Source organism: Pokkaliibacter sp. MBI-7 (genome assembly GCF_029846635.1).
Taxonomy (GTDB): Bacteria; Pseudomonadota; Gammaproteobacteria; order Pseudomonadales; family Balneatricaceae; genus Pokkaliibacter.
Genome location: NZ_JARVTG010000001.1, coordinates 1,084,581 through 1,110,041, shown reverse-complemented (window position 1 = coordinate 1,110,041; position 25,461 = coordinate 1,084,581). Strand labels below are relative to the sequence as shown.

The 25,461-nt window shown below is 55.1% G+C and carries 24 protein-coding genes; 12 read left to right on the top strand and 12 right to left on the bottom strand.

The annotated features are described in order from the left end of the window. Positions 1–106: 106 nt before the first annotated feature. Positions 107–1,258, top strand: a complete 1,152-nt coding sequence (locus QCD60_RS04935; RefSeq protein WP_279782965.1) for a pyridoxal phosphate-dependent aminotransferase — start codon at positions 107–109, stop codon at positions 1,256–1,258. Next, a complete protein-coding gene (locus tag QCD60_RS04930) occupies positions 1,246–2,055 on the top strand; it encodes an amidohydrolase (RefSeq protein ID WP_279782963.1) in 810 nt (269 codons plus the stop codon). The genes QCD60_RS04935 and QCD60_RS04930 overlap by 13 nt, the downstream gene beginning before the upstream one ends. 187 nt (positions 2,056–2,242) lie before the next feature. On the opposite strand, the gene QCD60_RS04925 is transcribed toward QCD60_RS04930, so the two are convergent. The 10 genes from QCD60_RS04925 to aroQ all read right to left on the bottom strand — a co-directional run bounded on the left by QCD60_RS04925 (position 2,243) and on the right by aroQ (position 11,706). Then, positions 2,243–2,614, bottom strand: coding sequence for a DOPA 4,5-dioxygenase family protein (locus tag QCD60_RS04925; protein WP_279782961.1), 372 nt, complete (start codon positions 2,612–2,614; stop codon positions 2,243–2,245). A gap of 182 nt (positions 2,615–2,796) precedes the next feature. Further along, complete coding sequence (gene purD / locus QCD60_RS04920; RefSeq protein ID WP_279782959.1) at positions 2,797–4,083, bottom strand: phosphoribosylamine--glycine ligase; 1,287 nt, start codon at positions 4,081–4,083, stop codon at positions 2,797–2,799. 57 nt (positions 4,084–4,140) lie between these two features. Continuing rightward, positions 4,141–5,724, bottom strand: coding sequence for a bifunctional phosphoribosylaminoimidazolecarboxamide formyltransferase/IMP cyclohydrolase (purH, locus tag QCD60_RS04915; RefSeq protein WP_279782957.1), 1,584 nt, complete (start codon positions 5,722–5,724; stop codon positions 4,141–4,143). A 152-nt stretch (positions 5,725–5,876) separates the two neighbouring features. Then, complete coding sequence (fis, locus tag QCD60_RS04910; protein WP_243410128.1) at positions 5,877–6,194, bottom strand: DNA-binding transcriptional regulator Fis; 318 nt, start codon at positions 6,192–6,194, stop codon at positions 5,877–5,879. After that, positions 6,195–7,184 carry a tRNA dihydrouridine synthase DusB gene (gene dusB / locus QCD60_RS04905; RefSeq protein ID WP_279782951.1) on the bottom strand — a complete coding sequence of 330 codons (990 nt, stop codon included), beginning with the start codon at positions 7,182–7,184 and terminating at the stop codon, positions 6,195–6,197. Between the two features lie 87 nt (positions 7,185–7,271). Continuing rightward, complete coding sequence (locus QCD60_RS04900; RefSeq protein ID WP_279782949.1) at positions 7,272–8,375, bottom strand: zinc-ribbon and DUF3426 domain-containing protein; 1,104 nt, start codon at positions 8,373–8,375, stop codon at positions 7,272–7,274. A gap of 1 nt (position 8,376) precedes the next feature. Continuing rightward, on the bottom strand, positions 8,377–9,270 hold the full coding sequence (prmA, locus tag QCD60_RS04895) for a 50S ribosomal protein L11 methyltransferase (protein WP_104151952.1): 894 nt from the start codon (positions 9,268–9,270) through the stop codon (positions 8,377–8,379). Between the two features lie 119 nt (positions 9,271–9,389). Beyond that, positions 9,390–10,736 carry an acetyl-CoA carboxylase biotin carboxylase subunit gene (gene accC, locus QCD60_RS04890; protein WP_104151951.1) on the bottom strand — a complete coding sequence of 449 codons (1,347 nt, stop codon included), beginning with the start codon at positions 10,734–10,736 and terminating at the stop codon, positions 9,390–9,392. A 27-nt stretch (positions 10,737–10,763) separates the two neighbouring features. Beyond that, complete coding sequence (gene accB, locus QCD60_RS04885; protein ID WP_279782946.1) at positions 10,764–11,237, bottom strand: acetyl-CoA carboxylase biotin carboxyl carrier protein; 474 nt, start codon at positions 11,235–11,237, stop codon at positions 10,764–10,766. 25 nt (positions 11,238–11,262) lie between these two features. Continuing rightward, complete coding sequence (gene aroQ / locus QCD60_RS04880; RefSeq protein ID WP_104151949.1) at positions 11,263–11,706, bottom strand: type II 3-dehydroquinate dehydratase; 444 nt, start codon at positions 11,704–11,706, stop codon at positions 11,263–11,265. Between the two features lie 618 nt (positions 11,707–12,324). Here aroQ and QCD60_RS04875 point away from each other — a divergent pair. The 3 genes from QCD60_RS04875 (at position 12,325) to QCD60_RS04865 (ending at position 16,278) form a co-directional block, all read left to right on the top strand. After that, positions 12,325–14,280 carry an EAL domain-containing protein gene (locus tag QCD60_RS04875; protein ID WP_279782942.1) on the top strand — a complete coding sequence of 652 codons (1,956 nt, stop codon included), beginning with the start codon at positions 12,325–12,327 and terminating at the stop codon, positions 14,278–14,280. 65 nt (positions 14,281–14,345) lie between these two features. Beyond that, a complete protein-coding gene (locus QCD60_RS04870; RefSeq protein WP_104151947.1) occupies positions 14,346–15,365 on the top strand; it encodes a DUF2333 family protein in 1,020 nt (339 codons plus the stop codon). 133 nt (positions 15,366–15,498) lie between these two features. Further along, positions 15,499–16,278 carry a ParA family protein gene (locus tag QCD60_RS04865; RefSeq protein WP_279782939.1) on the top strand — a complete coding sequence of 260 codons (780 nt, stop codon included), beginning with the start codon at positions 15,499–15,501 and terminating at the stop codon, positions 16,276–16,278. A 146-nt stretch (positions 16,279–16,424) separates the two neighbouring features. Here QCD60_RS04865 and ppa read toward each other — a convergent pair whose 3' ends face one another. Further along, positions 16,425–16,958: an inorganic diphosphatase gene (gene ppa, locus QCD60_RS04860; RefSeq protein ID WP_104151945.1), complete on the bottom strand. Its 534-nt coding sequence runs from the start codon at positions 16,956–16,958 to the stop codon at positions 16,425–16,427. A gap of 185 nt (positions 16,959–17,143) precedes the next feature. Here ppa and QCD60_RS04855 point away from each other — a divergent pair, with 185 nt between their 5' ends. Together QCD60_RS04855 and QCD60_RS04850 are read left to right on the top strand one after the other, a co-directional pair. After that, positions 17,144–17,890, top strand: coding sequence for a hypothetical protein (locus QCD60_RS04855; protein ID WP_279782936.1), 747 nt, complete (start codon positions 17,144–17,146; stop codon positions 17,888–17,890). A 175-nt stretch (positions 17,891–18,065) separates the two neighbouring features. Next, positions 18,066–19,397: an IS4 family transposase gene (locus tag QCD60_RS04850; RefSeq protein ID WP_279781589.1), complete on the top strand. Its 1,332-nt coding sequence runs from the start codon at positions 18,066–18,068 to the stop codon at positions 19,395–19,397. Between the two features lie 44 nt (positions 19,398–19,441). On the opposite strand, the gene QCD60_RS04845 is transcribed toward QCD60_RS04850, so the two are convergent. Further along, positions 19,442–20,434 carry a class 1 fructose-bisphosphatase gene (locus tag QCD60_RS04845; RefSeq protein ID WP_104151943.1) on the bottom strand — a complete coding sequence of 331 codons (993 nt, stop codon included), beginning with the start codon at positions 20,432–20,434 and terminating at the stop codon, positions 19,442–19,444. 207 nt (positions 20,435–20,641) lie between these two features. Between QCD60_RS04845 and mpl the strand changes: the two genes are divergently transcribed. The 5 genes from mpl (at position 20,642) to nadD (ending at position 25,450) form a co-directional block, all read left to right on the top strand. Next, entirely contained in the window at positions 20,642–22,033 is a 1,392-nt protein-coding gene (gene mpl, locus QCD60_RS04840) for a UDP-N-acetylmuramate:L-alanyl-gamma-D-glutamyl-meso-diaminopimelate ligase (protein WP_279787884.1), read from the top strand. Between the two features lie 2 nt (positions 22,034–22,035). Beyond that, positions 22,036–22,698 (top strand): UbiX family flavin prenyltransferase, encoded by a 663-nt coding sequence (locus tag QCD60_RS04835; protein WP_279787883.1) that lies wholly within the window; start codon positions 22,036–22,038, stop codon positions 22,696–22,698. A gap of 33 nt (positions 22,699–22,731) precedes the next feature. Then, on the top strand, positions 22,732–23,319 hold the full coding sequence (locus QCD60_RS04830) for an LON peptidase substrate-binding domain-containing protein (RefSeq protein WP_279782933.1): 588 nt from the start codon (positions 22,732–22,734) through the stop codon (positions 23,317–23,319). A gap of 228 nt (positions 23,320–23,547) precedes the next feature. Continuing rightward, positions 23,548–24,804 carry a glutamate-5-semialdehyde dehydrogenase gene (locus QCD60_RS04825; RefSeq protein ID WP_279787882.1) on the top strand — a complete coding sequence of 419 codons (1,257 nt, stop codon included), beginning with the start codon at positions 23,548–23,550 and terminating at the stop codon, positions 24,802–24,804. Next, complete coding sequence (gene nadD / locus QCD60_RS04820) at positions 24,785–25,450, top strand: nicotinate-nucleotide adenylyltransferase (RefSeq protein WP_279782931.1); 666 nt, start codon at positions 24,785–24,787, stop codon at positions 25,448–25,450. The genes QCD60_RS04825 and nadD overlap by 20 nt, the downstream gene beginning before the upstream one ends. The last annotated feature ends 11 nt before the right edge of the window (positions 25,451–25,461 follow it).

Sequence of the window (25,461 nt, the reverse complement as noted above, 5' to 3'; positions counted from 1 at the left end):
ATTGGCTGATGCTTCTGCCCTGCGCCCGCTGTGATTCAGGAGGGGAAGGGGGCGGATAAGCCAGCGCTTAAGGTATGCATCACCTTGCCAGGATGCCCAGACCAAAATGAATTATCCACCAAGTAAACTGCCCCAGGTTGGTACGACCATCTTTACCCGCATGTCACAGCTGGCGGCAGAGCAGGGCGCAATCAACTTATCGCAGGGCTTTCCCGATTTCGATGGCCCGGCACTGCTGAAGGAGCGGGTCTGTCACTATCTGCTCAATGGTCATAATCAGTATGCGCCGATGACGGGGGTTCCTGCCCTGCGTCAGGCCATCGCCAGCAAGATCAAGTCGTTATACGGCTACAGTGCCAATGCCGACACCGAAATCACGGTGACCTCGGGGGCGACGGAGGCAATCTTTGCCGCTATTGCTGCCCTCGTTGGCCCGGGTGATGAAGTCATCGTGTTTGACCCAGCCTATGATTGCTATGAGCCAGCGATCAGCCTCAATGGCGGCATTACCCATCATCTGCCCTTGCTGCCCCCCCATTTCGGCATTGACTGGGATCGCCTGAAAGACGCGCTGCACAGCAAGACGCGTATGGTGATTGTCAATAACCCGCACAATCCGACCGGCGCCGTGTTCAGCCGTGCGGATCTGGATACGCTGGCCGAACTGCTGCGTGGCAGTGATACGCTGCTGCTGGGCGATGAAGTCTATGAGCACATTGTTTTTGACGGCCAGCCTCATCTGAGTTTGCTCTGCCATCCAGAGCTGGCGCAGCGCTCGGTGGTCGTGTCGTCATTTGGCAAAACCTATCACACCACGGGCTGGAAGGTAGGCTACGTCGTCGCCCCTGCGTTATTGTCGGCCGAGGTGCGCAAGGTGCATCAGTATCTGACGTTCAGCACCAGCACGCCTTTCCAGCTGGGGCTGGCTGATTTTCTGGAGGCGGAGCCGGATCACTATCTGCAGCTGCCGAGCTTTTATCAGGCCAAGCGTGATGAGTTCTGCCAGTTGCTGGCGGGGAGCCGATTCAGGCTGACACCCACGCGAGGAACCTACTTCCAGTTGCTCGATTACAGTGCTATCAGTGACAGGAACGATGTCGAGATGGCTGAGTGGCTGACTCGTGAAGTGGGGGTGGCGGCTATTCCGATCTCTGTCTTCTATTCGCAGCCACCAGCCGATTTGCGCTGGTTGCGTTTCTGTTTCGCCAAGGGTTCTGAAACCCTGCAGAAAGCCGCGGAGCGTCTATGCAAGATTTAACGACTCAGACTGACGGGCGTCAGGATCTGCGGATTGCCGTAGTGCAGTCTGCTCTGGTGTGGCAGGACTGGGCTGCCAACAAGGCGCAGTTCACTGCCAGAATTGAGTCACTGGCGGGACAGGCCGACGTTATTGTTCTACCTGAAATGTTTACCACCGGGTTCAGCATGGATACGGCCGCCAGTGCACAAAGCATGGATGGCGATGCGGTGAACTGGATGCGGGCTATGGCAGAAAGCAGTGGTGCAGCGATCTGCGGCAGCATGGTCATGGAGGAGCCGGGAGTAGGCTTTACCAACCGGTTCCTGTGGATGCCTCCTGCCGGAGCCTACAGTTACTACGATAAACGGCACCTGTTCCGCATGGGTGCGGAACACCAGCATTATCAGAGTGGTGACCGGCGTGTGGTGATCGATTATCGCGGATGGCGTATCTTGCCGCTGGTCTGCTACGACCTGCGTTTCCCGGTGTGGAGCCGCAATCGTCAGGATTACGATCTGATGGTGCTGGTTGCCAACTGGCCAGCCAAGCGCAGTATGCACTGGAAAGTATTGAGTCAGGCACGTGCCATCGAGAACCAGGCCTATGTCGCGGTGTGCAATCGTGTTGGCGAGGATGGTAATGGCTGGTCGTTCAGTGGTGACTCTCGCATCATTTCGGCTGAAGGAGAAATCTTGGCAGAGCTGGAGCCAAATGCAGACGGGGTATTACTGCACACACTGAGCAACGACAAACTCAAACAGTATCGGGAAGGCTTTCCCGCCTGGCAGGACGCCGATAGCTTCACGCTGTCCTGACTGGAGCTACCTTGAACCATTGCTGGCGGTGACACTGCCAGCAACCTTCTTAATATCCGCCTGTCGCAGAGCGTGTTCACGTTTTGCTGTGCGTTGTGACACGTCGCAGAGATCGATCTCCGCTGTGCTCATCCGGGCTTGCTGGTCATTATTTACCACCCGTAAACGTCGCATCGTCTTGTGCTGCTCAGTGAAAGACATCCAGATGCAAACTACTGGGCTGGCCTAGCCATGAAGCGTGTGCCGTGTGATCCAGCAGATTGTCGCCAGTAACACCGTGCACCAGTACATCCAAACCCTGACGATGTTGTTCCAGCCACCGGATTACTTCATCAAAACTGTGCTTGTCGAAGGCCAGCTGGCAGCTCCAGTGAGGGTGAGGGCCTACTAACTTCTGATGAATGCGCCCCACCTGTACTGCCAGCTCGGTACTCGCTTGCTGAACCAGTGCTGTTGCTTGCACCAGTGAGCTGGAATCAAAGTAGACATGGGCATGATAGTGGTCGAAGTCATTTCGCGGGCGAGGGATGACCTGCGCAGAGGTGGTTGAGGCGCTCATGGCTTGGAGGTTTCTTCATTTATGGAGTTGGGTAAGTATGGCTGTGAGAGGGGAACAGACCAAGGTCAATGCAGGAAAGGCACTATTGCACAGTAATGAACTAATGGCAGAAATAGTAACGGCCGGGAAGTCCGGCCGTTACTTAGGTTTGCAAACAGCGATAGCGTTTCTGAAAACGTCGGTTACTGCTGTTCTTCGCGGGCAATGGCACGCCAGGCAATATCATTACGGAAGAACATGCCTTCCCAGCTGGTCTGGTGTACCAGCTCATAAGCCCGTTGCTGAGCTTCCTTGACGCTGTTCCCCATGGCTGTCACACACAATACCCGGCCACCGTTGGTGACAGGCTGACCATTTTCCAGTCGGGTGCCCGCATGGAATATCTTGGTACCCTCAGGCAGGGTTGCGGGCAGACTGATGACATCCCCCTTGGGATAAGAGTCGGGGTAACCTGCTGCTGCCAGGACCACACCAATGCTGGCCCGCTCGTCCCACTCGGCATGGGTCTGATCCAGACGCTTATCCAGCGCGGCCTGACACAGCTCCAGCAGTGAGGACTTGAGGCGCAGCATGATGGGCTGAGTTTCCGGATCACCGAAACGGCAATTGAATTCGATCACCTTGGGTGTGCCGTCGGCGGTAATCATCAGGCCCGCGTACAGGAAGCCGGTGTATTCATTGCCTTCGGCGGCCATGCCACGCACGGTGGGAAGAATCACTTCGTTCATGGCGCGCTGGAAAACGATGTCGGTTACTACCGGTGCAGGGGAGTAAGCACCCATGCCGCCTGTGTTGGGACCGGTATCGCCATCACCGACGCGTTTATGATCCTGGCTGGTGGCCATGGGCAGAACATGTTCGCCATCGACCATGACGATAAAGCTGGCTTCTTCACCTTCAAGGAACTCTTCAATCACTACCCGGCAGCCTGCTTCACCAAAGGCGTTGCCTGACAGCATATCGCGCACGGCTTCTTCGGCTTCAGCCAGTGTCATGGCAACAATGACGCCTTTGCCGGCGGCCAGACCGTCGGCCTTGATCACAATGGGGGCACCTTTTTCACGCAGATAAGCCAGCGCAGGCTCGACTTCGGTGAAGTTCTGGTATTCCGCAGTAGGAATCTGATGGCGGGCAAGGAAGTCTTTGGTGAAGGCTTTGGAGCCTTCCAGCTGCGCAGCCCCTTTGGTAGGACCAAAGATGGGCAGATCACGTGAGCGGAACAGATCCACCACGCCTGCTACCAGAGGTGCTTCGGGGCCAACAATCGTCAGATCGATATTATTCTGTGCAGCAAAATCTGCCAGCGCATCCAGTGCCAGCACGTCGATGGCGACGTTTTCCAGCTTGGCTTCGAGTGCTGTGCCCGCGTTACCGGGGGCTACGAAGACTTTCTCTACCTGCGGGTGCTGAGCTACCTGCCAGGCGAGGGCGTGTTCACGGCCACCATTGCCAATTACGAGTACTTTCATCTGTTTGCTCTCTTCAGCAAGACAGCGGGAGGTAGAGACTGCCTCCCGCAGGGTGGATTAGTGACGGAAATGACGCATACCAGTAAAGACCATGGCAATGCCATGCTCATTGGCAGCATCGATCACTTCCTGATCACGCATTGAGCCACCGGGCTGGATGACGGCAACGATACCTGCTTTGGCTGCTGCATCAATACCATCGCGGAAGGGGAAGAAGGCATCGGAGGCCATCACTGAACCGGGAACGGTCAAGCCTTCGTCTTCGGCCTTAATCCCTGCGATACGGGCACTGTATACCCGGCTCATCTGTCCGGCGCCAATACCCACGGTCATACCGTCTTTGGCGTAAACAATGGCATTGGACTTGACGTATTTGGCGACTTCCCAGGCGAACAGCAGGTCACGCATTTCCTGCTCGCTAGGCTGGCGCTTGCTGACGATTTTCATATCCGCCAGTTCAACCATGCCCAGATCGCGATCCTGAAGCAGCAGACCGCCGTTGACTCGTTTGTAATCCAGCTCTGGCGCACGGTCACTGTCCCAGTCGCCACAGGCCAGCAGGCGCACATTCTGTTTGGCTGCGACGATAGCGCGGGCTTCGCTGCTGACACTGGGAGCAATAATCACTTCAACGAACTGACGGTCGATGATGGCCTGAGCGGTCTGGGCGTCCAGCTCACGGTTGAAGGCAATGATACCGCCAAAGGCAGAGGTCGGGTCGGTTTTGAAGGCGCGGTTGTAGGCATCCAGAAGGGTATCGCCAATGGCAACACCACAGGGGTTGGCGTGCTTGACGATGACGCAGGCCGGATCCTTGAAGGGTTTGACGCATTCCAGAGCCGCATCGGTATCCGCCACGTTATTGTAGGAAAGTTCCTTGCCTTGCAACTGATTGGCGGTGGAGACACTGGCTTCCTGAATCACTGGCTCAACGTAGAAAGCCGCACGCTGATGAGGGTTTTCCCCGTAGCGCATATCCTGCTTTTTCACCAGCTGGGTGGAGTAGGTGCGGGGGAAGTCGCTGACCTGGGTACCAATTTCGTTACGCGCACCGAGGTAGTTAGCGATCATGCCATCGTAGCGAGCGGTATGTTCAAATGCCTTGACGGCCAGATCATAACGCAGGGCCAGGGTCAGCTGATTGTCGTTGCTGTCCATGTCGCTGAGGATGCGGTCATAGTCGGCAACATCGGTGACGATAGCGACGTGGGCATGGTTCTTGGCAGCTGCACGAACCATGGTGGGGCCACCGATATCGATGTTCTCGATAGCGTCTTCCCAGCTGCAGTCAGGACGAGCCACGGTCTGGGCGAAGGGGTAGAGGTTGACGACAACCATATCGATGGGGGCAATGTTGTGCTCTGCCATCACTTCGTCATCCTGGCCACGGCGACCGAGAATGCCACCATGCACTTTAGGGTGCAGGGTCTTGACGCGACCATCCATCATTTCCGGGAAACCGGTATGGTCAGAGACTTCGGTCACTTCGACACCGGCCTGTTTCAGCAGCTTGTAGGTGCCGCCTGTCGACAGCAGGGCGACGCCACGTGCCTGCAGGGCTTGGGCAAACGCCAACAGTCCGGTCTTGTCGGAGACGCTGAGAAGAGCGCGGCGAACAGGAGAAAGATGTTGGTCAGACATGGTATGCAATCCAGATTCTAATGGGGCAGCAAGTAAAAGCATGGGGTGACTGGCTGGGCTGGCACTTCCCGGCAGTGGAGCAATCCACTATACACAGTCAAATTTGACCAAAAGGTCAAAAAGAAAAAAGGCGGACAATGCCGCCTTTTTACTTACAGTAATCCGTACTGTTTGAGTTTCTTCCGCAGAGTGCCGCGGTTCAGGCCCAGAACCTGTGAGGCTTTGGTCTGATTGTCCTTGGTGTAGTGCATGACGGTCTCAAACAGAGGCTGTTCGATTTCCGCCAGCACCATCTCGTACACATCGCTTACGGGTTGGCCATCTAACTGCTTGAAGTAGTTATCCAGAGACCGTGCCACGGTATCACGCAGGGTCTGGGCAGTTTCCTGAGGAACCACTGCTGTGTGTACCTTGGTGGGCGATTCATTGAGCGTGTCTTGGGTATTCAGTTTAGTCAGTGCCATATTCATTTAAGCCGCTACCTCGTTATCGGCATCTCGCTCACTAAAAAAGTGCTCGAGCGCCTCTATTTGCGCTTCGGAGGTTTCTATCTGATTAAAAAAACGTCGAAATTCGTTACCGCCTGGCTGAGCTGCCAGATACCAGCCAACATGTTTTCGCGCTACACGCGTTCCAAGCACGTCACCGTAAAAGGTGTGTAGTCCTCGCAGGTGCTCAAGTAAGATCGAGCGCAACTCTGCGAGTCGGGGTGCTGGTAGTGCCTTCCCAGCACGAAGAAAGTGATCAATCTCGCGAAAGATCCAGGGCCGTCCTTGCGCTGCCCGGCCAATCATCACCGCATCGGCTCCGGTATGCTGGAGCACCTCGCAGGCTTTGGTCGGGCTGTCGATATCGCCATTGGCAAATACCGGAATACGGACACTCTGCTTGATCGCCGCGATGGTGTCGTACTCGGCATGCCCGGTAAATTTGTCCTCACGTGTCCGGCCGTGCACCGCCAGAGCCTGGATACCCAGGTCTTCAGCCAGTCTGGCAATGGTCATGCCATTACGCAGCTCCTGACTCCAGCCAGTACGGATCTTCAACGTCACAGGAACGTCAACGGCAGCGACTACTGTCTGCAGGATTTCTGCAACCAGCCTTTCATCTTTCAGTAGTGCCGAACCTGCCGCCTTGTTACACACCTTCTTGGCCGGGCAACCCATATTCAGATCAATGATCTGGGCACCCTGTTCCACGCTCAGGCGGGCGGCATTGGCCATACTTTCCGGGTCACCACCTGCAATCTGCACTGAGCGAGGCGCTGGTTCATCAAGATGAATCATACGCAGCTGCGACTTGCGCGAATGCCAGAGGTGATGGTTGGCCGTCAACATTTCAGAAACCACTAAACCCGCGCCCATACGCTTGCACAAAGTCCGGAACGGTAGATCGGTAACCCCTGCCATGGGGGCCAGGATGACCCGGCTATCAATGGTATAGGGACCAATTCTGAACACGTATTTTTCCCGGATAGATAAGGCTGGCTAAGCGCCTGAAAACCCCAAAAAATGAGGGTCAGGTGGGCAGTTTCTGAACAAGGGGGGCTATTCTACTCTTTCAGGCTTGGGTGGGAAAGAGGGAATTCGGGCGTCTGCCGCATAGAGGTGCAGGGCATATCCTACCGAGGGTGCACCCGGATCCTGCAGGGTAAAGCTGATGTTAACCGGCGTGTTGATGGGCATTTCCTTGGCGTCTTCCAGATCACCACCCAGATAGTCAGTGGAGGTGATATAGCGCTGTGCGCGTGGATGTCCCTGCAGGTCATAAAATACCAGTCCGAGTACGGGATAAGGTTGGTTGTAACTCGCCTGATTTAGCAGCGTCAGATTGACCTGCAGCAGATTACTGTATTCCTGATGATCGCGAATGGATAAGGCTGTGCTGCTGATTTTGTCGACATCACTGCGCGGGTGCAGCTGGCAGGGCAGTGAGCTGCAACTCCACTGGATAAAGGTCCCAAGGGGGGGCTGCCAGGCTAGCTGCTGACGCTGCCACCATATCCATTGCAGAGGGAGTGCCAGCAGCAATAGCAGTGTCCAGGCCAGCAGGCCGTTACTCAGTTTGGGTGCGGGCTCGTGCCAGTGCAGATGTTCCTCATCATGCAGATTTTCCAGCGCCTGTAGTGGGCTTAGTGTCAGTACATCGCCGTCTGGTCTCGAGCTTTGGGCATTGTTTGATGCAGGCGTGTCTGAACTGGCCTTCGCCGCTGCGTGCGAAGAGGCCTTGGCCGCCTCCTGATGGCGCTGAGTCGGCACTGGTTTGCTGTTAGCTATCGCCGTTGGGCGCGCGGGGGCTGCAGGCTGAGCCTGTGCTGATGCGGCGTGTTTGTCATTGTGCACAGGTGTTGGTTGTGCTGAGACTTGCGGCGAGGGTGTGGCTGCAGCATCAGGTTCCCTGGTTTTGGGGGTCACCACGACGTGATGCAGACTGGGCCGATCTGCCGAAGGCTTGATGGGAGGGCGGCTATTGGGTTGGGGAGAGGTGCTGGTCGGTTCTGGCTGGCTGCTTAGCATATGCTGAGCAGCCATGAATACATGATGGCAGACGCCGCAACGGACTCTCCCCCCGGCCTGCTGCAGTTGCCGTTGTTCCAGTTTAAAGGCGGTCTGGCACGCCGGGCAGCGGGTAATCAGGTGGGAGAGTGGCATCTCAGAAGCGTATTCCTTCCAGACGACCCCAGTCTTCCACAATCACTGGGGGCGACATTGTGTAATAGGGCTGGTAGGCGGCACTGACCTCTTCTGCCTGATGAGAAAGAATGCCTGACAGCACGATCTTTCCTTCAACATGACACAAAGCGGCCAGGGTGGGTGCAAGGCTGACCAGCGGGCCTGCGAGAATATTAGCTACCACAACATCAGCCTGCAATTCCGGCATCTGCTCGGGGTACAGTGTCATCAGTCTGGAGGAGTGAATACCATTGCGCTGGGCGTTGTCGCGGGTAGCTTCCAGTGCCTGTGGATCAATGTCCACGGCATAGACCATACGTGCTCCCAGTAGTAGCGCAGCAATGCCGAGTATGCCCGAACCACAGCCATAATCGATCACTACCTTGTCTTTCAGGTCCTGCGCTGCGAGCCAGCGCAGGCACAAGGCTGTGGTGGGGTGGCTGCCGGTGCCAAAAGCCAAGCCAGGGTCGAGAATCAGGTTGGCTGCTTCGGGATCCGGCGTAGGTTTCCAGCTTGGGCAGACCCAGAAATGCTCACCAAACTGAATGGGCTCAAAGTGCTCCATCCATGCGCGTTCCCAGTCTTTGTCTTCCAGAATTTCTACTTTGTGTGCAGGGAACTCCTGGCCAGGGTGGCCTGCCAGGTAGTGTAACTGCAGGGTAGTGAGCGCTTCTTCGATATCCGTATCGGCAGTGAACAGGCCAATCAGTGTGGTATTGCTCCACAGTGGTGTGGATCCCAGTTCGGGCTCATAGATAGGTTGGTCCTCATTGTCCTGAAAGGTGACTGACACGGCGCCAACGGCCAGTAGCAAATCTTCCAGTTCTTCCGCTTGCTCAGGTTTGATTTCCAAACGAATCTGAAGCCAGGACATGATTAGTCTCCTGTAAAAAGAAAAAGCCTCTTTGCCACCGCAGTAGCAAAGAGGCGGGAGGCTGGACAGCGCGCATCAGCATGATGCCAGCAGCCCAGGGGCTCCAGGGAATACCGGAATCAGTGTTCTGAGCCCAGCTTCTTCTCAAGGTAGTGAATGTTGACACCGCCTTTGGCGAACTGGCTGTCACGGACCAGATCCTTGTGTAGCGGGATGTTGGTCTTGATGCCGTCAACAACCATCTCATCCAGTGCAACTCGCATACGTGCCAGAGCGGTTTCACGGTTATCACCGTGAGTGATCAGCTTGGCAATCAGCGAATCGTAATAGGGTGGGACGGAGTAGCCACTGTACAGGTGAGAGTCGACACGCACGCCGAAGCCGCCAGCAGCATGGTAGGTTTTTACCAGGCCGGGGCAGGGCATGAAAGTGCGTGGATCTTCTGCGTTGACGCGGCATTCAAAGGCATGGCCCTTGATCTTCACGTCTTCCTGACGGAACGACAAGGGCATGCCGGAGGCAATGCGCAATTGTTCCTTGACGATGTCGATGCCAGTGATCATCTCGGTAACGGGATGCTCCACCTGAACACGTGTGTTCATCTCGATGAAGTAGTAGTTGCCATCTTCGTAGAGAAACTCGAAGGTGCCCGCGCCGCGATAACCGATGGTGATGCAGGCATCCACACAGGACTGCAGAACAGCCTGGCGTGCGGTTTCATCTACCAGTGGTGCCGGAGCTTCCTCCAGCACTTTCTGGTGACGACGCTGTAAGGAGCAGTCACGGTCATACAGATGAATGGCGTTGCCCTGGCCGTCAGCCAGTACCTGCACTTCAATGTGACGTGGGTTCTCGAGGAACTTCTCCATGTACACCGTGCTATCACCGAACGCAGCCTTGGCTTCAGTCTGGGTTACGCTGACTGAACTAAGCAGATCGGCTTCGGCGTGCACAACGCGCATACCACGACCACCACCGCCAGCTGCCGCCTTGATGATGACAGGGTAGCCAATTTCGAGAGCAATCTTTTTCACTTGCTCAGCGTCGTCTGGCAGCGGGCCATTGGAGCCGGGAACGGTGGGGACACCAGCTTCCTTCATGGCCCTGATGGCAGAAACCTTGTCACCCATCAGGCGAATGACACTGGCGGTCGGGCCAATAAAGACAAAGCCGCTTTTCTCTACCATTTCGGCGAAGTTAGCGTTTTCAGCCAGAAAGCCGTAACCGGGGTGAATACCGGAGGCATCGGTAATTTCCGCCGCCGCAATCAGGCGAGGAATATTCAGATAGCTTTCCGTTGATGAGTTCGGGCCAATACAAACGGCTTCGTCTGCCAGACGAACGTGTTTCAGATCACGGTCGGCTTTGGAATGGACAGCTACTGTCTTGATGCCCAGCTCTTTACAGGCTCGCAAAATGCGCAACGCGATTTCGCCGCGGTTCGCAATCAGGACTTTTTCCAGCATGAGCGTTTCCTTTAGCGGTAGCGTGTATTAAGCAATAACGAACAGGGGCTGATCGAACTCAAGTGGCTGGCCATCTTCCACCAGGATTTCCACAATGGTACCGGCCTTGTCTGCTTCGATATGGTTCATCATCTTCATGGCTTCGATAATGCAGATCTTGTCGCCAACATTGACGCTGGAACCCACTTCCACGAATGCCTTGGTGCCTGGTGCTGGTGAGCGATAGAAGGTGCCTACCATGGGAGAGGTCACAATGTGGCCTGCAGCAATTGCCTTGCCGGTTTCAGCAGGCGCTGCAACAGGTGCAGGTGCTGCGGCCTGGACTGGCGCGGCCTGCATAGGCATTGGCGCGGGCGCGTAGGCAGGAGCATAGGCTGCGGCAGGTACTACGTTGGAGACACGGCTGATGCGTACCGACTCCTCGCCTTCTTTAATCTCGATCTCGTTGATATCGGATTCTTCCAGCAGTTCGATAAGTTTTTTTACTTTACGGATATCCATGAGCATCTTTCTCATTCAGGGAACGTTAGTCCCGCTCCAGCATTGACAGTGCAGCTTGCAGGGCGAGGGAGTAACCTTGAGCACCCAGTCCGCAGATCACCCCGACCGCCACATCGGAAAAATAGGAATGATGACGGAAGGGTTCACGTTTATGCACGTTGGACAGGTGAACCTCGATAAAGGGAATCGCAACGCCACTCAGGGCATCTCGGATGGCAACACTGGTGTGGGTGAAAGCCGCCGGATTGATCAGAACAAAGTCGACCTTTTCCGTGCGTGCCTGGTGAATACGCTCTACCAGCAGGTGTTCGGCATTGCTCTGAAAAAAGTCCAGACTGTGGCCGCTGGCTGTGGCCTGGGCTTCGAGCATGGCTTGGATATCGGCCAGCGTGGTGTAACCATAGACCTCCGGCTCACGTGTGCCGAGAAGATTAAGGTTGGGACCGTTGAGGACCAGAATCTTTGCCATAAATTCGCCGTTCCTGACATGCCTGAGAACATCACCTGTACCTGACGGGAGACTGTTAGTCTTCGGTCAGCAGAGACGTCTGCCAGCATTGCTGATATTGGTTAATGAACTGCACCAGATATTGCTACTGCATCCTCCAGGAACCGGGGCTCCAGAGGTTGCGTCACACCGTTGGCCGAGGCCGATGCGAATTGGCGGACTAGTTTGCCGAAAATTATCTTTATAGTCTAGTTACGCCTAATTTCACTTCAATGTTTGGCTGTTTCCTTGCAAGTTTCTTATTCTTTTCCTCACGGAGCGAGGTTGGAATTGAGCAGAAGGACTGTATTCTCAGAAACTCCGAAACAGTATTTATGCGTAAATGGCTAAGTCAGTCCGGGTGACGGCAGATGTGTAAGTCTGTCGCGCAGGGGTGTGCAGTCAGCTGCAGTGTTCTATAGTTGCTGTGCCTGTATTTAGCTTTATTTCATTTCAGAGCGGTTGTGCGCCTGTACATGGGGTAAGGTTGCTGATCAATGTCGAGTCAGCCAGTTAGTCTAATCTAAGAGCAGCGTGTAATGACGGATAGCGAGATCAAGATGGTCGAGGATGGAAAGTGGGGAGCAACAGGAGGAACCCATGAGTTTGCGTAATGTGCTGTTCTCGTTCCTGGCCGGGGTGATGCTCGCGTTGTTGGCTTTGACCCTGTTTTCAGCGGTGCAGAATTATCGCAGTTATCTGCAGGCCCAGTTGCAGGCCCATGCTCAGGATGCTGCTACATCTCTGGGGATTGTGCTGACCAACTCAGCGGCATCCCAGGACGAAGTCACCATGCAGCAGATGATTGATGCTGTTTTTGATCGCGGTTATTACCAGCGCATCGAGTATCTGGATGTCAACGGTGAGTCAAAGATTGTCAAGCAGACAGGCGGTGGTGTAGATGATCTGCCGGACTGGTTCGTGCGTTTTGCTGACCTGCCAGCGCCCATCGCGGAGGCGCACGTGACCAACGGCTGGATGCAGCTGGGGATGGTGCGAGTGCAGAGCCATCCGGCCGAGGCTTATCACGATCTCTGGGACTATCTGCAGAAGGTGTTTTTCCAGTTTCTGGCAGCATTGATGGTGGTGTTTCTCATCATGCGCTGGGTGCTCAATCGCGTTGTTATTTCTCCTCTGCAAGTGCTGGAACAGCACAGTAGTGCCTGGGCCGAACGGCGCTTCAGCACGATCGATATCAAACCCTCTACACGTGAGCTGTCCAGTCTGGTCGGCGCCATGAATCGCATGGTCAAACGGTTGGAGAGCATATTTTCCGAACAGTTGGGGTTGATTGAGCATTTGCGTAGGCAGGTCAGTGAAGATGGCCTGACGGGGTTGCTCAATCGCTCTGCCTTTGATCAGCGTATCAGACTGATGCTGAGCCTTTCCGAAGAAGGGGCGCGCAGTGGCGGTCTGATGCTGCTACAGGTGCGGGGCCTTGAAGACCATAACGTCCGCTATGGTCGGGAAGCAGGCGATGACATGCTGAAAAGGATTGCGCTACGCCTGCAGGAAGGCGTGCAAGCCTATGACGGTGCCCTGCTGGCGCGGCGTTCCGGGACAGATTACGCGGTATTCATACCCGGTTTGGCAGAAAACGATTTTGCCAGCCATGTGGAGAAACTGTTCAATCACGTTTCACGTATGGAGTCGGTTACTGCACCTGAGTGGCGTGATCGGCTGCATCTGGGGGCGGTTTATCTCTATCCGCAAACTACATTCGATTTGGGCGCAGCCTTCTCCGAAGCTGATGTGGCGTTGAGGGAAGCGCAGCAGAAGGGGCTGAATGCATGTCATATCAGTCGTTCACAGAGTAATAGTCGCTCCGCCAATGAGTGGCGCCACTTCCTTGAAGGGGCTATTGCCCGGGACGAACTGCTGCTTTATTACCAGCCTGTGTACTTGGCGAAAAAGGTTGTACTGCATCATGAGGTCTATGTGCGGTTGCAGGATGAGCACGGTGTGCTGGCCGCTGGTGAGTTTCTGCCCATGGCTGAGCAGTTTGACCTTTTGCCGGCACTGGACCGTCAGGTATTGCACAATTTGTTACGACGCATGAGCTCCAGGGATGATGATGGTGCTGCGGCCTACTGCGTCAACATTTCTATTGCCTCATTGCAGGATGAAGGCTTCTGCTCCTGGTTGAAGGAAACCTTTCAGAGCCGCGCCAAAGAAGCTGCGCGTATTGTGTTGGAGGTGCCAGAGTATGCCTTGCGGCAGCATATGGATCTGCTGTTGTCGCGCATGCATGGGCTACGCTCGCAAGGTGTGCGCTTTTCCATCGATCACTTCGGTGTTGGCGGGGTGCCTTTCGCCTATCTGAAGACAATGTCGCTGGAGTACGTCAAGGTGCACCGCAGTTTCGTGCAGAATGTTCAGGACCGACGTGAAAGTCAGTTCTTCGTTATTTCCATGGCTCAGATTGCTCATGGGCAGGATATTATGTTGCTCGCTGATGGTGTTGAAACTGAGGCGGAATGGCAGCAATTGCAAAGTCTTGGAGTCGATGGCGGTATGGGGTATTTCCTCGGCAGACCGCAAGCTCAGCCCAGTTGAGGGGCAGTAATGTCAACTCATCGGGTGATGTGTACTGGATACTGTTTGGATAAAAGGAAGTCTTGATGTTGGATCGTTTGTTGGTGTGGTTGTTTCCTGAGGAGGGACGCCTGTGGCTGCGCTGGGGTATCGCAGCAGTTGCTATTTATCTGCTAGGAGCTGTGCTGGTCGGTTTGTACTGGTCTGCTAATCCTGACAGCTTTGACCCGGTGGCAGAGGCCAAAGTCATGGCTGAACAGCGTGGGCAAGAGAAGGTGGTCAACGGCTATACGACCACGGCGACTCTGATTAACGTGGCGGATATCCTGCTGCATAAACCTGGTGGTTATTTGCACAATGATATCTTTCCGCCGGGAGTATGGCTGGACAACACCCGTGCCTGGGAGTTCGGTGTGGTCGTGCAGGTGCGTGATATGGCTCGTGCATTGCGCAAGGATTTTAGCCGTTCGCAGTCACAGTCACGCGAGCAGACCGATCTGACCGTGGCCGAACCTCAGTTCTCCTTCAGCACCGATAGCTGGATGCTTCCCTCTACTGAAAGTCAGTATCAGGAAGGTATTAACGCGCTGTACCGCTATCTCGACAAGCTGAGTAACCCGACCAACGGTAACGCCGAATTTTTTGCCCGTGCAGATAACCTCAATAACTGGCTGGGTGATGTCTCTACACGGCTGGGCAGCCTGTCACAGCGTTTGTCTGCCAGCGTTGGTCAGCGTGTGGTCAATACGGATCAATTGGAGCCCGGCAGTGATGAGGCAGCGACCGAAGATCAGACAGTGAAAACCCCCTGGCTGGAAATTGACAACGTGTTTTATGAAGCGCGAGGAACGACCTGGGCATTGCTCGAATTCCTGCGGGCGGTTGAGCACGATTTTGGCCCGGCGCTGGCCAAAAAGAATGCGCTGGTTAGTCTGCGACAGGTAATTCGTGAGCTGGAGGGTACACAGGAAACAGTGTGGAGCCCGATGATATTGAATGGTTCAGGCTTTGGCTTATTTGCTAACCACTCTTTGGTTATGGCGAATTACATCTCTCGAGCGAATGCCGCGATCATCGATTTGCGCGAGCTGCTGTCCAAAGGTTGATCGTTGATCCACACGGGGCCTCATTCGAGGCCCTTGTTGTATCTGCTGTTGGCGGCTGCCAGTCGGTCCAATCATTGCAAGTAACGCTGCGCCAATACTATTTCTGGCAATACAGGTGAGGGATGGAGGGGTCATGAAAAGGGTTGTCTTCAACCAGAAGGGCGGAGTGGGTAAATCAAGTATTGCTGTCAATCTGGCGGCGGTTGCTGCACAGCAAGGGCGTCGCACGCTGGTGATTGATCTTGATACGCAGGGAAATGCCAGCCACTACCTGCTGGGTCATGACTACTTGCAGCAGGAGGAAGAGGGACGGCATTCGTTATTTGATTTCTTCGAGTCCACGCTCAGTTTTCGCCTGCATGCTCCCACGCTGGATAGCTGTGTGTGGCCAACAGGCTACGACAATCTGTTTGTGGTGCCTGCGCATCCTGAGTTGCCGTCCTTGCAGTCCAAACTCGAGGCCAAGCACAAGATCTATAAACTCAGGGATGCCCTGAATGACTTGTCGGGCTTTGACGAAATTTTTATTGATACACCGCCAGCCCTGAATTTTTTCAGCTTGTCCGCGTTGGTCGCGGCAGAAGGCTGCCTGGTGCCCTTTGACTGTGACCAGTTTGCCCGGCAGGCACTCTATACCCTGCTCGACAATCTGCAGGAGACCCGAGCAGATCATAATCCACAGTTGGCGCTGGAAGGGATTGTTGTTAATCAGTTCGCGCCACGGGCCAGCTTGCCGAAAAAACTGGTGGCCGAGCTGAAAGGGGAGGGTCTGCCCGTCCTGGAGACAACCTTGCCCAGTTCAGTAATGATGCGTGAGTCGCATCAGTCGGCCGTGCCGCTGGTGCATTTGGCTCCCAAGCATAAGCTGACTCAGGCGTTTGTGGGCTTGTGGCAGGATTTGCAGCAGGGCTGAGCGGAGCTTGGTGTAGCACTGGCGGAAGGTGTGGGGATATACGAATACTTGATCCAAATAAACAGCCCGGCTGTAGGCCGGGCTGATCGCTTGTCTCTGTTGGCTTGCAGGAAGTATCAGCAGCCGTCAGGAAACACAGGCGGTTATTACTGCTTGGCTTCGTAGTTCTTGACGGAAGTCAGAATAGCCTGGCGTGCAGCTTCGGCATCTGCCCAGCCATCAACCTTGACCCACTTGCCTTTGTCCAGGCCTTTGTAGTTTTCAAAGAAATGCTTGATCTGCTGCAGCTGCAGTTCGGGCAGGTCAGCGATCTCTTTCACTTCTTTGTACAGTGGGCTCAGTTTGTCGTGGGGCACGGCTACCAGCTTGGCATCTTCACCGGCTTCGTCGCTCATGTTGAGGATGCCAATGGGGCGGCAGCGAATCACTGAGCCGGGAACGACAGGGTAAGGAGTGATGACCAGCACATCCAGGGGGTCACCGTCATCAGCCAGGGTGTTGTTGATATAGCCGTAGTTGGCTGGATAGAACATAGGGGCAGACATGAAACGGTCAACAAAGAGTGCGTCGGCATCTTTGTCGATCTCGTATTTGACCGGGCTGCTGTTGGCGGGGATCTCGATGATTACGTAGATATCATTGGGCAGGTCTTTGCCAGCCGGTACGTTTACAAAGCTCATGGATGTAGCCTTCTGTGGTTAGCGGGTTTTTAACCCTGTACAAAAACATTTACAGAAACTGGGTGGGCAGTGATTATAAAAGGCCGTGGCGGGAAGACCAATACGACCTCTGGCTTTGTTATTGCTGTATGCCCCTGTTTTCCTGCCTTTTCTCGTCCAGGCCTGAAGTTGTTGAGCATTTTGCCATGCCGGTTTGGTTAAAAACGATCGTTCTTATCACCCTGGTGGTATGTGCTGTTGCCTTTATTTTGTCGTGCTGGTTACGCCATCGGCGACAGATGCTGGCACGTGAGGCGACGTTGCGTTTTTATCTGAAATATCACCCCTTGTTAGTGGATGCTCTGGATGCCTTGCATGACTGTACGGCTGATCGGCGAGTTATTGAGCCCTATCGTCAGGCTTTGCAGCGTCTAACCCAGGCATTGCGCCAGTACGGCCAGTTGACTGATGCCATGGAGCGTGAAGCCGTAGATGTTATCAACATGGAGGTGCTGGAAAAGGACGAGTGGTTGCTGCTGGCTAAACACTCGTTGCGGGAAGTGGAGTTTTATTCGCAGCGTTTTCAGCTTGGTCTGAAAGCCCTGATTGCTGTCAGTGGCCAGGTTGGGGCCAGCCGGGAGGAGTTGATCCCGCTCAAGCGCAGTCTGATTCAGCTCACGTCAAAAATGCGGGTATGTACCCTGATGCAGGTTGCGACTCATCTTGAGCATGACAGCAAGCTGGATCAGGCATTGAACTGTTTTCATCAGGCGCAGCGTGAACTGAGCCGCTGGCGAAATCCGGATGCCATGCTGCGTGAGCAGTCAAGACGAGTGATGGAGGCATTGCAGCGATTACGCGATGTGGTAGATCAGAGCAATCCGCTGCTGCAGGCACTGCAGAAAGAAGAGCAGGGGGACGGTCTGCCGCAGGCCGCTCCCTATGATCTTTGAGGCTTTACCAGCTTCAGTGGAAAGGCGTTGTCCGTCTCAGTGGGACGGATTGTTAACACGTCATAAAGAGTAAATAAGGGAGCCTTGGCTTAATGCCAGTCAGTTAAGCCCAACAGCTTGACCTTTTGCGCCCTGAAACGAAAATCCGATGCTTGTTTTGAGCATCGGATTTTTTATGCGACTGTCCCGCGCCTTGGCACTGACTCACGAAGCCGCTTCTACTACTCACGCCCTTGATGAACTGGGGGCGCTGCTTGATCCAGACCTGGTCAGCACCGCACTGGAAACGGCGGGAGTGGCGACCATACGTAAGCGACGCCTCCCTCTTGAGTCCATGATCTGGTGCGTGATCGCCATGGCGTTGTTTCGCCGGATGTCGGCCTGGGATGCTGCGAGTCGTATGGACATCATGCTGCCTGGGCAGAGGCCACTGGTGGCACCCAGTGCCATCGTGCAAGGTCGGCAGCGCCTGGGCAGTGCGGCGGTGCGAGAAGTCTTTTCCCTGACGCAACAACGCTGGCATGCCAGCGCCAATCACCCCACCTGGGCGGGTTTGCGCCTGCTCAGTGTCGATGGCGTGGTCTGGCGCACAGCGGATACGGACGACAACCGCAAGCACTATGGCAGCGCCAGTAATCAGCATGGCGATACCGGCTATCCCCAAGTGCGCATGGTCTGCCAGATGGAACTGACCAGTCACATGCTGGTGAGCAGTGCTTTTGCCGGTTATCACAGCAACGAGATGAAGCTGGCCGAACAACTGATCGACAGCACACCCGATCACTCGCTGACCTTGTTCGACCGTGGCTTCTATTCGCTGGGGCTTCTTCATCGCTGGCAACAAACAGGCACTCAGCGCCATTGGCTACTGCCGCTGCGCAAGGATGCTCAATATGAGGTGCTATACAAGCTGGGGCGCCAGGATGCCATCGTCTCGCTGAAGACCTCGCCGCAGGCGCGTAAGCAATGGCCCGAGCTGCCCGACACGCTACAGGCCAGGTTATTAAGCAAGACCATCAAGGGCAAAGTCCGGCAAGTACTGACTTCGATGATCGATCCTCTGCGCTTTCCGCCAGATGACATCGTGGATCTGTACAGCCAGCGTTGGGAAATCGAATTGGGCTATCGAGAAATGAAGCAAGGCATGCTCGCGGGTCACTACACACTGCGCAGTAAAACGCCGGAGATGATTGAACAAGAGCTGTGGGGCGTACTGCTGGGGTACAATCTGCTGCGTTATCAAATGCTGGAAATGAGTCGCCACTGCCCTGGCATCTCCCCCTGCGAAATGAGTTTCACCGCCTGCACCTGGGCGATCCTGGGCTTCTTGAACGGGGTCTCTTTGAATCATCCAGGCAACATCCCTCGCTACCTGGCTGAACTACAGGCTTCGGCCATGCACTACGTCCTGCCTCATCGACGTGAGGAGCGCAGTTACCCGCGGGTGGTCAAGCCCAAGCCGTCCAAGTATCCGACCAGAAATAAAAATGCCAGTCAGCTTAACTGACTGGCATTAAGCCTTGGCTCCCTTATTTACTACTGCACTTCCGCTTAGTCGCCCTGCTGGCTGCCAGCCAGACGGCGGTGATAGTCCAGAGCGATGTTTACTTCATCTTTTGAGCCGAGCACAACAGCAACGCGCTCGTGAATCCCTTTAGGCTGGATGCCCATGATATGGGTATAGGCGTTGGTGCTCAGCCCACCTGCCTGTTCAATCAGGAAACTCATGGGGTTGCCTTCATACATCAGTCGCAGCTTGCCGGGTTTCTTCGGTTCACGGTAATCGTAGGGGTACATGAAGATACCGCCGCGTGTCAGGATGCGGTGCACTTCTGCAACCATGGAGGCAACCCAGCGCATGTTGTAGCGTTTGGCCAGAGGGCCTTCTTCGCCTTTGAGCATGTCATCTACATAGCTCTGCATCGCATGTTCCCAGAAGCGCTGGTTGGACATGTTGATGGCAAATTCCTTGGTCGTAACCGGTACCTGAACCAGTTCGCGGGTCAGGAAAAAATCGCCGGTATTGGCCAGGGTAAACATATGGGTGCCCTTGCCAGTGGTCATGACCAGGATGTTGGAGGGGCCATAGAGTACGTAGCCAGCGGCAACTTGTTTGCTGCCTTGCTGCAGGAAGGCGCTCTCGTCATCGCCAGCCAGGTCAGTGGGTGCCTGCAGAATGGAAAAAATGGTACCAACAGATACGTTGACGTCGATGTTGGAAGAGCCATCCAGCGGGTCAAAGGTTACCAGATATTTACCGTTGGGATTGCCTGCAACGGGAAAGTCCTCTTCTTCCGAGGCGATACCCTTGACCAGATTGCATGATAGTAAGGTCTTTTTCAGCAGATCGTTGGATAGTACATCCAGCTTCTTCTGCGTCTCTCCCTGAATGTTTTCTGCCCCGGCAGAGCCCAGAATGCCGGCCAGTGCACCCTGTTTCAGCAGGTAGGCGACTTCTTTACAGGCCACCAGGAGCGTATCGATCAGCTCTATCAACTCCGGGGAGGTATGTTGTTCGCGCAGAAACTGATGCAGCCTTTTCATGCAATTTATTCCCTGTGTGTCCTGAGTGAGGCAGTATGTGTTCGAGTGCGGTCTTGATGGGCGCACTATCATACGTTATTAACATGCAATTTTCATGTAATCCCAAGGACGCTTTCTATGTCGGAGCAGCTTTCCGCTCATCCCGAAGTTGATCAACCAGTTATGAGCACTTCTGCTGCGCCTGGCGTCGGGCAAGCCAGTACACCCTTGCATATCCATATTCTCGGTATCTGTGGCACCTTTATGGGGAGCCTCGCGGTGCTTGCCAAAGAACTTGGCTACCGGGTCTCTGGCAGTGATGCCAATGTTTACCCGCCCATGAGCACCCAGCTTGAAGCCGCAGGCATTGCTCTCAGTCAGGGCTATAGAGTAGAGCATCTGCAGCCAAGGCCGGATCTGGTGATCATTGGCAATGCGTTATCCCGGGGTAATCCTGCGGTAGAAGCAGTGCTGGACTTGGGTATTCCCTACATTTCCGGCCCTCAGTGGCTGGCTGAGCACGTGTTACCGGAGCGCTGGGTGCTGGCCGTTTCAGGTACCCACGGTAAAACTACCACGGCGTCTATGCTGGCCTGGATTCTTGAGCATGCAGGCATGGCGCCGGGCTTTCTTATCGGCGGTGTGCCGCGTAATTTCAGTCAGTCAGCGCGTCTGGGTGATACTCCTTTCTTTGTTATTGAGGCTGATGAGTACGACAGTGCTTTCTTCGACAAGCGTTCCAAGTTTGTCCACTACCGTCCCCGTACCTTGATCATGAATAACCTCGAATATGATCATGCTGATATCTTTCCTGATCTTGAGGCGATCCAGCGCCAGTTTCATCATCTGCTACGTACGGTGCCAGCATCTGGGCGACTGATTTTTCCTGCTGAAGATGAGGCCCTGCAACGGGTGCTGACCATGGGGTGCTGGAGTGAGCAGGCTGCCACGACGATGGCTACCGACCCGCAGAGTAGCGCCGTCTGGCGAGCGGATAAACTGAGTGCTGATGGCAGCCATTTTCGGGTCTGGCATCACAGGCAGGATGTGGGAGAAGTGCAGTGGTCGCTCACAGGTGATCATAGTGTCAGTAACGCGCTCAACGCCGTGGCTGCGGCGCACCATGTAGGGGTGTTGCCGCAACAGGCTTTGCTGGCGCTGGCAGAGTTTCAAACGCCCAAGCGGCGAATGGAAGTGCTGGGGACACCCGGTGGTGTAACGGTTTATGACGATTTTGCCCATCATCCTACGGCCATTGCGACAACCTTGCAGGGGTTGCGCCAGCGTATCGGTGAGGCGCCATTGCTGGTGCTGATTGAGCCTCGCTCCAATACCATGCGTATGGGGGTGCACAAGGCAAGCTTGCCTGCGTCAGTCAGCACAGCCGATGCAGTTTATTGGTACCAGCCTGAAGGATTGGACTGGCAACTGGATGACGTGGTGGCCGCATGCCCGAATGCGGCTTACCTTCTGCAGGATATTTCTGCCTTGGTTGAGCGGGTTGCCGCTGAGGCAACTCCCGGTAGTCATGTTGTTATCATGAGCAACGGCGGATTTGGCGGGGTTCACGGCAAGCTCCTGCTGGCATTGCAGCAGCGCTTCGCCGGACAGGAGTGTTAATGATGTGGCAGCCAAACCCCTCCATTGTCACCCTGGCCATGACAGGGGCTTCGGGATTGCAGTATGGGCTGCGCTTGCTGGAGTGCCTTGTAGCAGCGGATAAGCAAGTGTTTGTCATGGTTTCCAAGGCTGCTCAGGTGGTTGCCGCGACGGAAACCGACTGGTCGTTGTCGGGGCAGAGTGCAGCGCTGGAAAACTATCTGACCTCGCGTCTCAGTGCCAAGCCAGGGCAGATTCGTGTCTTCTCCCGTGAGCAATGGATGGCGCCGGTGGCTTCCGGCTCTGGGGCGCCCAGTGCCATGGTGGTATGCCCTTGCAGCACGGGTACGCTGTCTGCGATCGCCTGCGGCGCCAGCAATAACCTGATTGAGCGGGCGGCTGATGTGGCACTGAAAGAGCGTCGCCAACTTATTCTGGTGCCGCGAGAAAGCCCATACTCTGAAATCCATCTTGAACATATGCTCAAGCTGACGCGCATGGGGGCGGTTATATTGCCTGCCAGCCCTGGTTTCTATCACCGCCCACAGTCTATCAATGACCTTATCGACTTTATCGTGGCTCGCATTCTCAACCAGTTAGGTATTCCGCAGCAGCTGATGCCGAGCTGGGGAGCAGCTTTACATCCTGATGAACTGGAAGAATCCCAACATGAGCCCCATGAATGATGGCATAGCGATCAGGAAGTGAAGTGCTGAGCTATGGATATTTTTCCAATATTTCCATTGAGAATGACGGCTTTCCCTTACGCCAACCTGAGTCTGCGCGTTTTTGAGCAGCGTTATCTGCGGATGACCTGCGAAGTGATGAAACAGCAGCAGTGTTTTGTCATTACCCCGTTGCTGGATGGTGCAGAAGGGAGTCCTGATGAGCAGCAGTTCGCTCAGGTAGGTTGTCTGGTCAGGGTCGATGACTTCCATAAGCAGGCCGACGGTTTGCTGGAGCTGGAGGTGCATGGTCTGGAGCGTGTCAATATCGGCAGACGCTGGCAGGAGGCTGACGGCCTCTGGAGAGGGGAAGTGGAACGGTGGCCTGAGGCAGAGGAACCCCTGGGGGTTGATCACGGCTGTCTTATCGAGTTGTTTGAAGCCATGTGTACTCACCCACTCATTGCCCGCGACAGTCCGGTGCGATGTCAGCAGTTACCTAATGCCAATGTCCTGAGCTGGAAGCTGGGAAGCTGCCTGCCGTTGCCGCCAGTCTGCCAGCTGCAGTTGCTGCAGGCTGAATCGGCAACCCAGCGACTGGCACTGATACATGGCTGGCTGGATCATGACATGGAGTGTTGAGCACTGAGGGAGCTGTTCGGAGCAGTCCAGAGTGCTTTAGTAACATCATGACGGATGGAGAGTGAGTTGTCCTCAGGCTATAATGGCCGATTCTTGAGGACAGGGCGGGTATCCCTGTCTGAATGCCGGACGAGTTGAGTGTCATCATCAGTAAGGTGATTGGCTCAATACGTCACTTTGTCAGCCGAGGAATGCCGTTCCATGAACGCGAATGAAGACCGCTCATCCCTGAGCGTGGAAAGTTACATGCAGTCTGTGGGCCAGCAGGCCCGCACCGCATCCCGTGCGATGGCACGAGCGGAAACAGAGCAAAAGAACAAGGCTCTTCTGGCCATGGCAGAAGCGGTTGCCAGCAAGCGCGATGAGCTGATGCAGGCCAATGAAGAGGACCTGCAACGTGGTCGCAGCAATGGCCTGGATGCCGCAATGCTTGACCGTCTGGCACTGACACCGGCCCGGATCGATAACATGATCGAAGGCCTGCGTCAGGTTGCGTCCTTGCCTGATCCCGTAGGCGAGATTTCTGACATGGCTTACCGACCTTCCGGCATTCAGATCGGTAAGATGCGTGTCCCTCTGGGTGTCATCGGCATCATTTATGAGTCCCGTCCCAATGTCACCATGGAAGCAGCCAGTCTGTGTCTGAAGTCTGGTAATGCGGCTATTCTGCGTGGTGGTTCAGAAGCTATTGCCTCTAACCAGGCACTGGCTGCGTGTATTCGTCATGGTCTGCAGGTTGCAGGGCTGCCAGCGGATGCTGTGCAGGTCATCGAGACTACGGATCGTGCGGCGGTTGGCTATCTGATCACCATGCCTGAGTTTGTAGATGTCATCGTCCCACGAGGCGGCAAGGGCTTGATTGAACGTATCAGTCGCGAAGCGCGTGTCCCTGTGATCAAACATCTGGACGGTATCTGTCACGTTTACATTGATAGTGAAGCGGATCTGACCAAGGCGATCAATATTGCTATCAATGCCAAGACCCATCGTTATGGGACCTGCAATACCATGGAGACCCTGCTGGTAGATGGCATGGTTGCTGACGTTGTATTGCCTCAGCTGGCTGAGCGCTATCACGAGCTGGGGGTGGAATTGCGGGGATGCTCCCGTACCTGTGCCATTCTTGGTGATATACAGGCGGCCACGGAGGAAGACTGGAGCACTGAGTATCTTGCCCCTGTGCTGGCCATTCGTATCGTCGATGGCCTTGATCAGGCGATGGATCACATCAATACCTACAGCTCTCAGCACACCGACGCGATTGTTACTGAGAACTACAGCAAAGCACGTCGTTTCCTGCGTGAAGTGGATTCCAGCTCAGTCATGGTCAACGCTTCTACCCGTTTTGCTGATGGCTTCGAATATGGGCTGGGAGCTGAAATCGGTATCTCCACCGATAAAATCCACGCCCGTGGCCCGGTTGGCCTGGAAGGTCTGACATCCCAGAAATATATCGTGCTCGGCGATGGGCAAATCCGTCGCTGAGTCTGCCATTGTGCTGCTGGGAGGGACGTTTGACCCAGTGCACAATGGTCACCTGCGCGTTGCCATGGAGTTGGCCGACGCGCTGCCCGAAGCCCAAATTCGTTTGTTACCCTGTCAGCAGCCTGTGCATAAGGCGGCCACTGGTGCTGATCAGCATCAGCGGGTGGCCATGTTGCAACTGGCCATTGCAGGTGAGCCGCAGCTGTTAATCGATCAGCAGGAATTGCAGCGTCAGACGCCGTCTTACACGGTACTGACGCTGGAAGCGATGCGGCAGCAGGTCGGCAATGAACGTTCGCTGTGCTGGGTGATAGGAATGGATTCGCTGCTGTCGCTGCCTTGCTGGCATCGGTGGCAGGAGCTGCTTGAACTGGCCAATTTGATTGTCGTGGCCCGTCCTGGATGGGAATGGCCGAGTCAGGGTGAAGTAGCAGAATGGCTGCACGGTTGTGCAGTGCATGATATGGGAGCCGTGCCACTGGCTGCTCATGGGCAGGTTCTGCGTTTGACCGTGCCGACACTGGACATCAGTGCTACCTATATCAGAAACCTAATTCGTCTGCGGCGCTCGGCACGCTTTCTGCTGCCGGATGCGGTGTGGTCGTACTTACAACAACAGCGCCTGTATGGCGCTGAGCCCATGTAATCAGAGGCAAG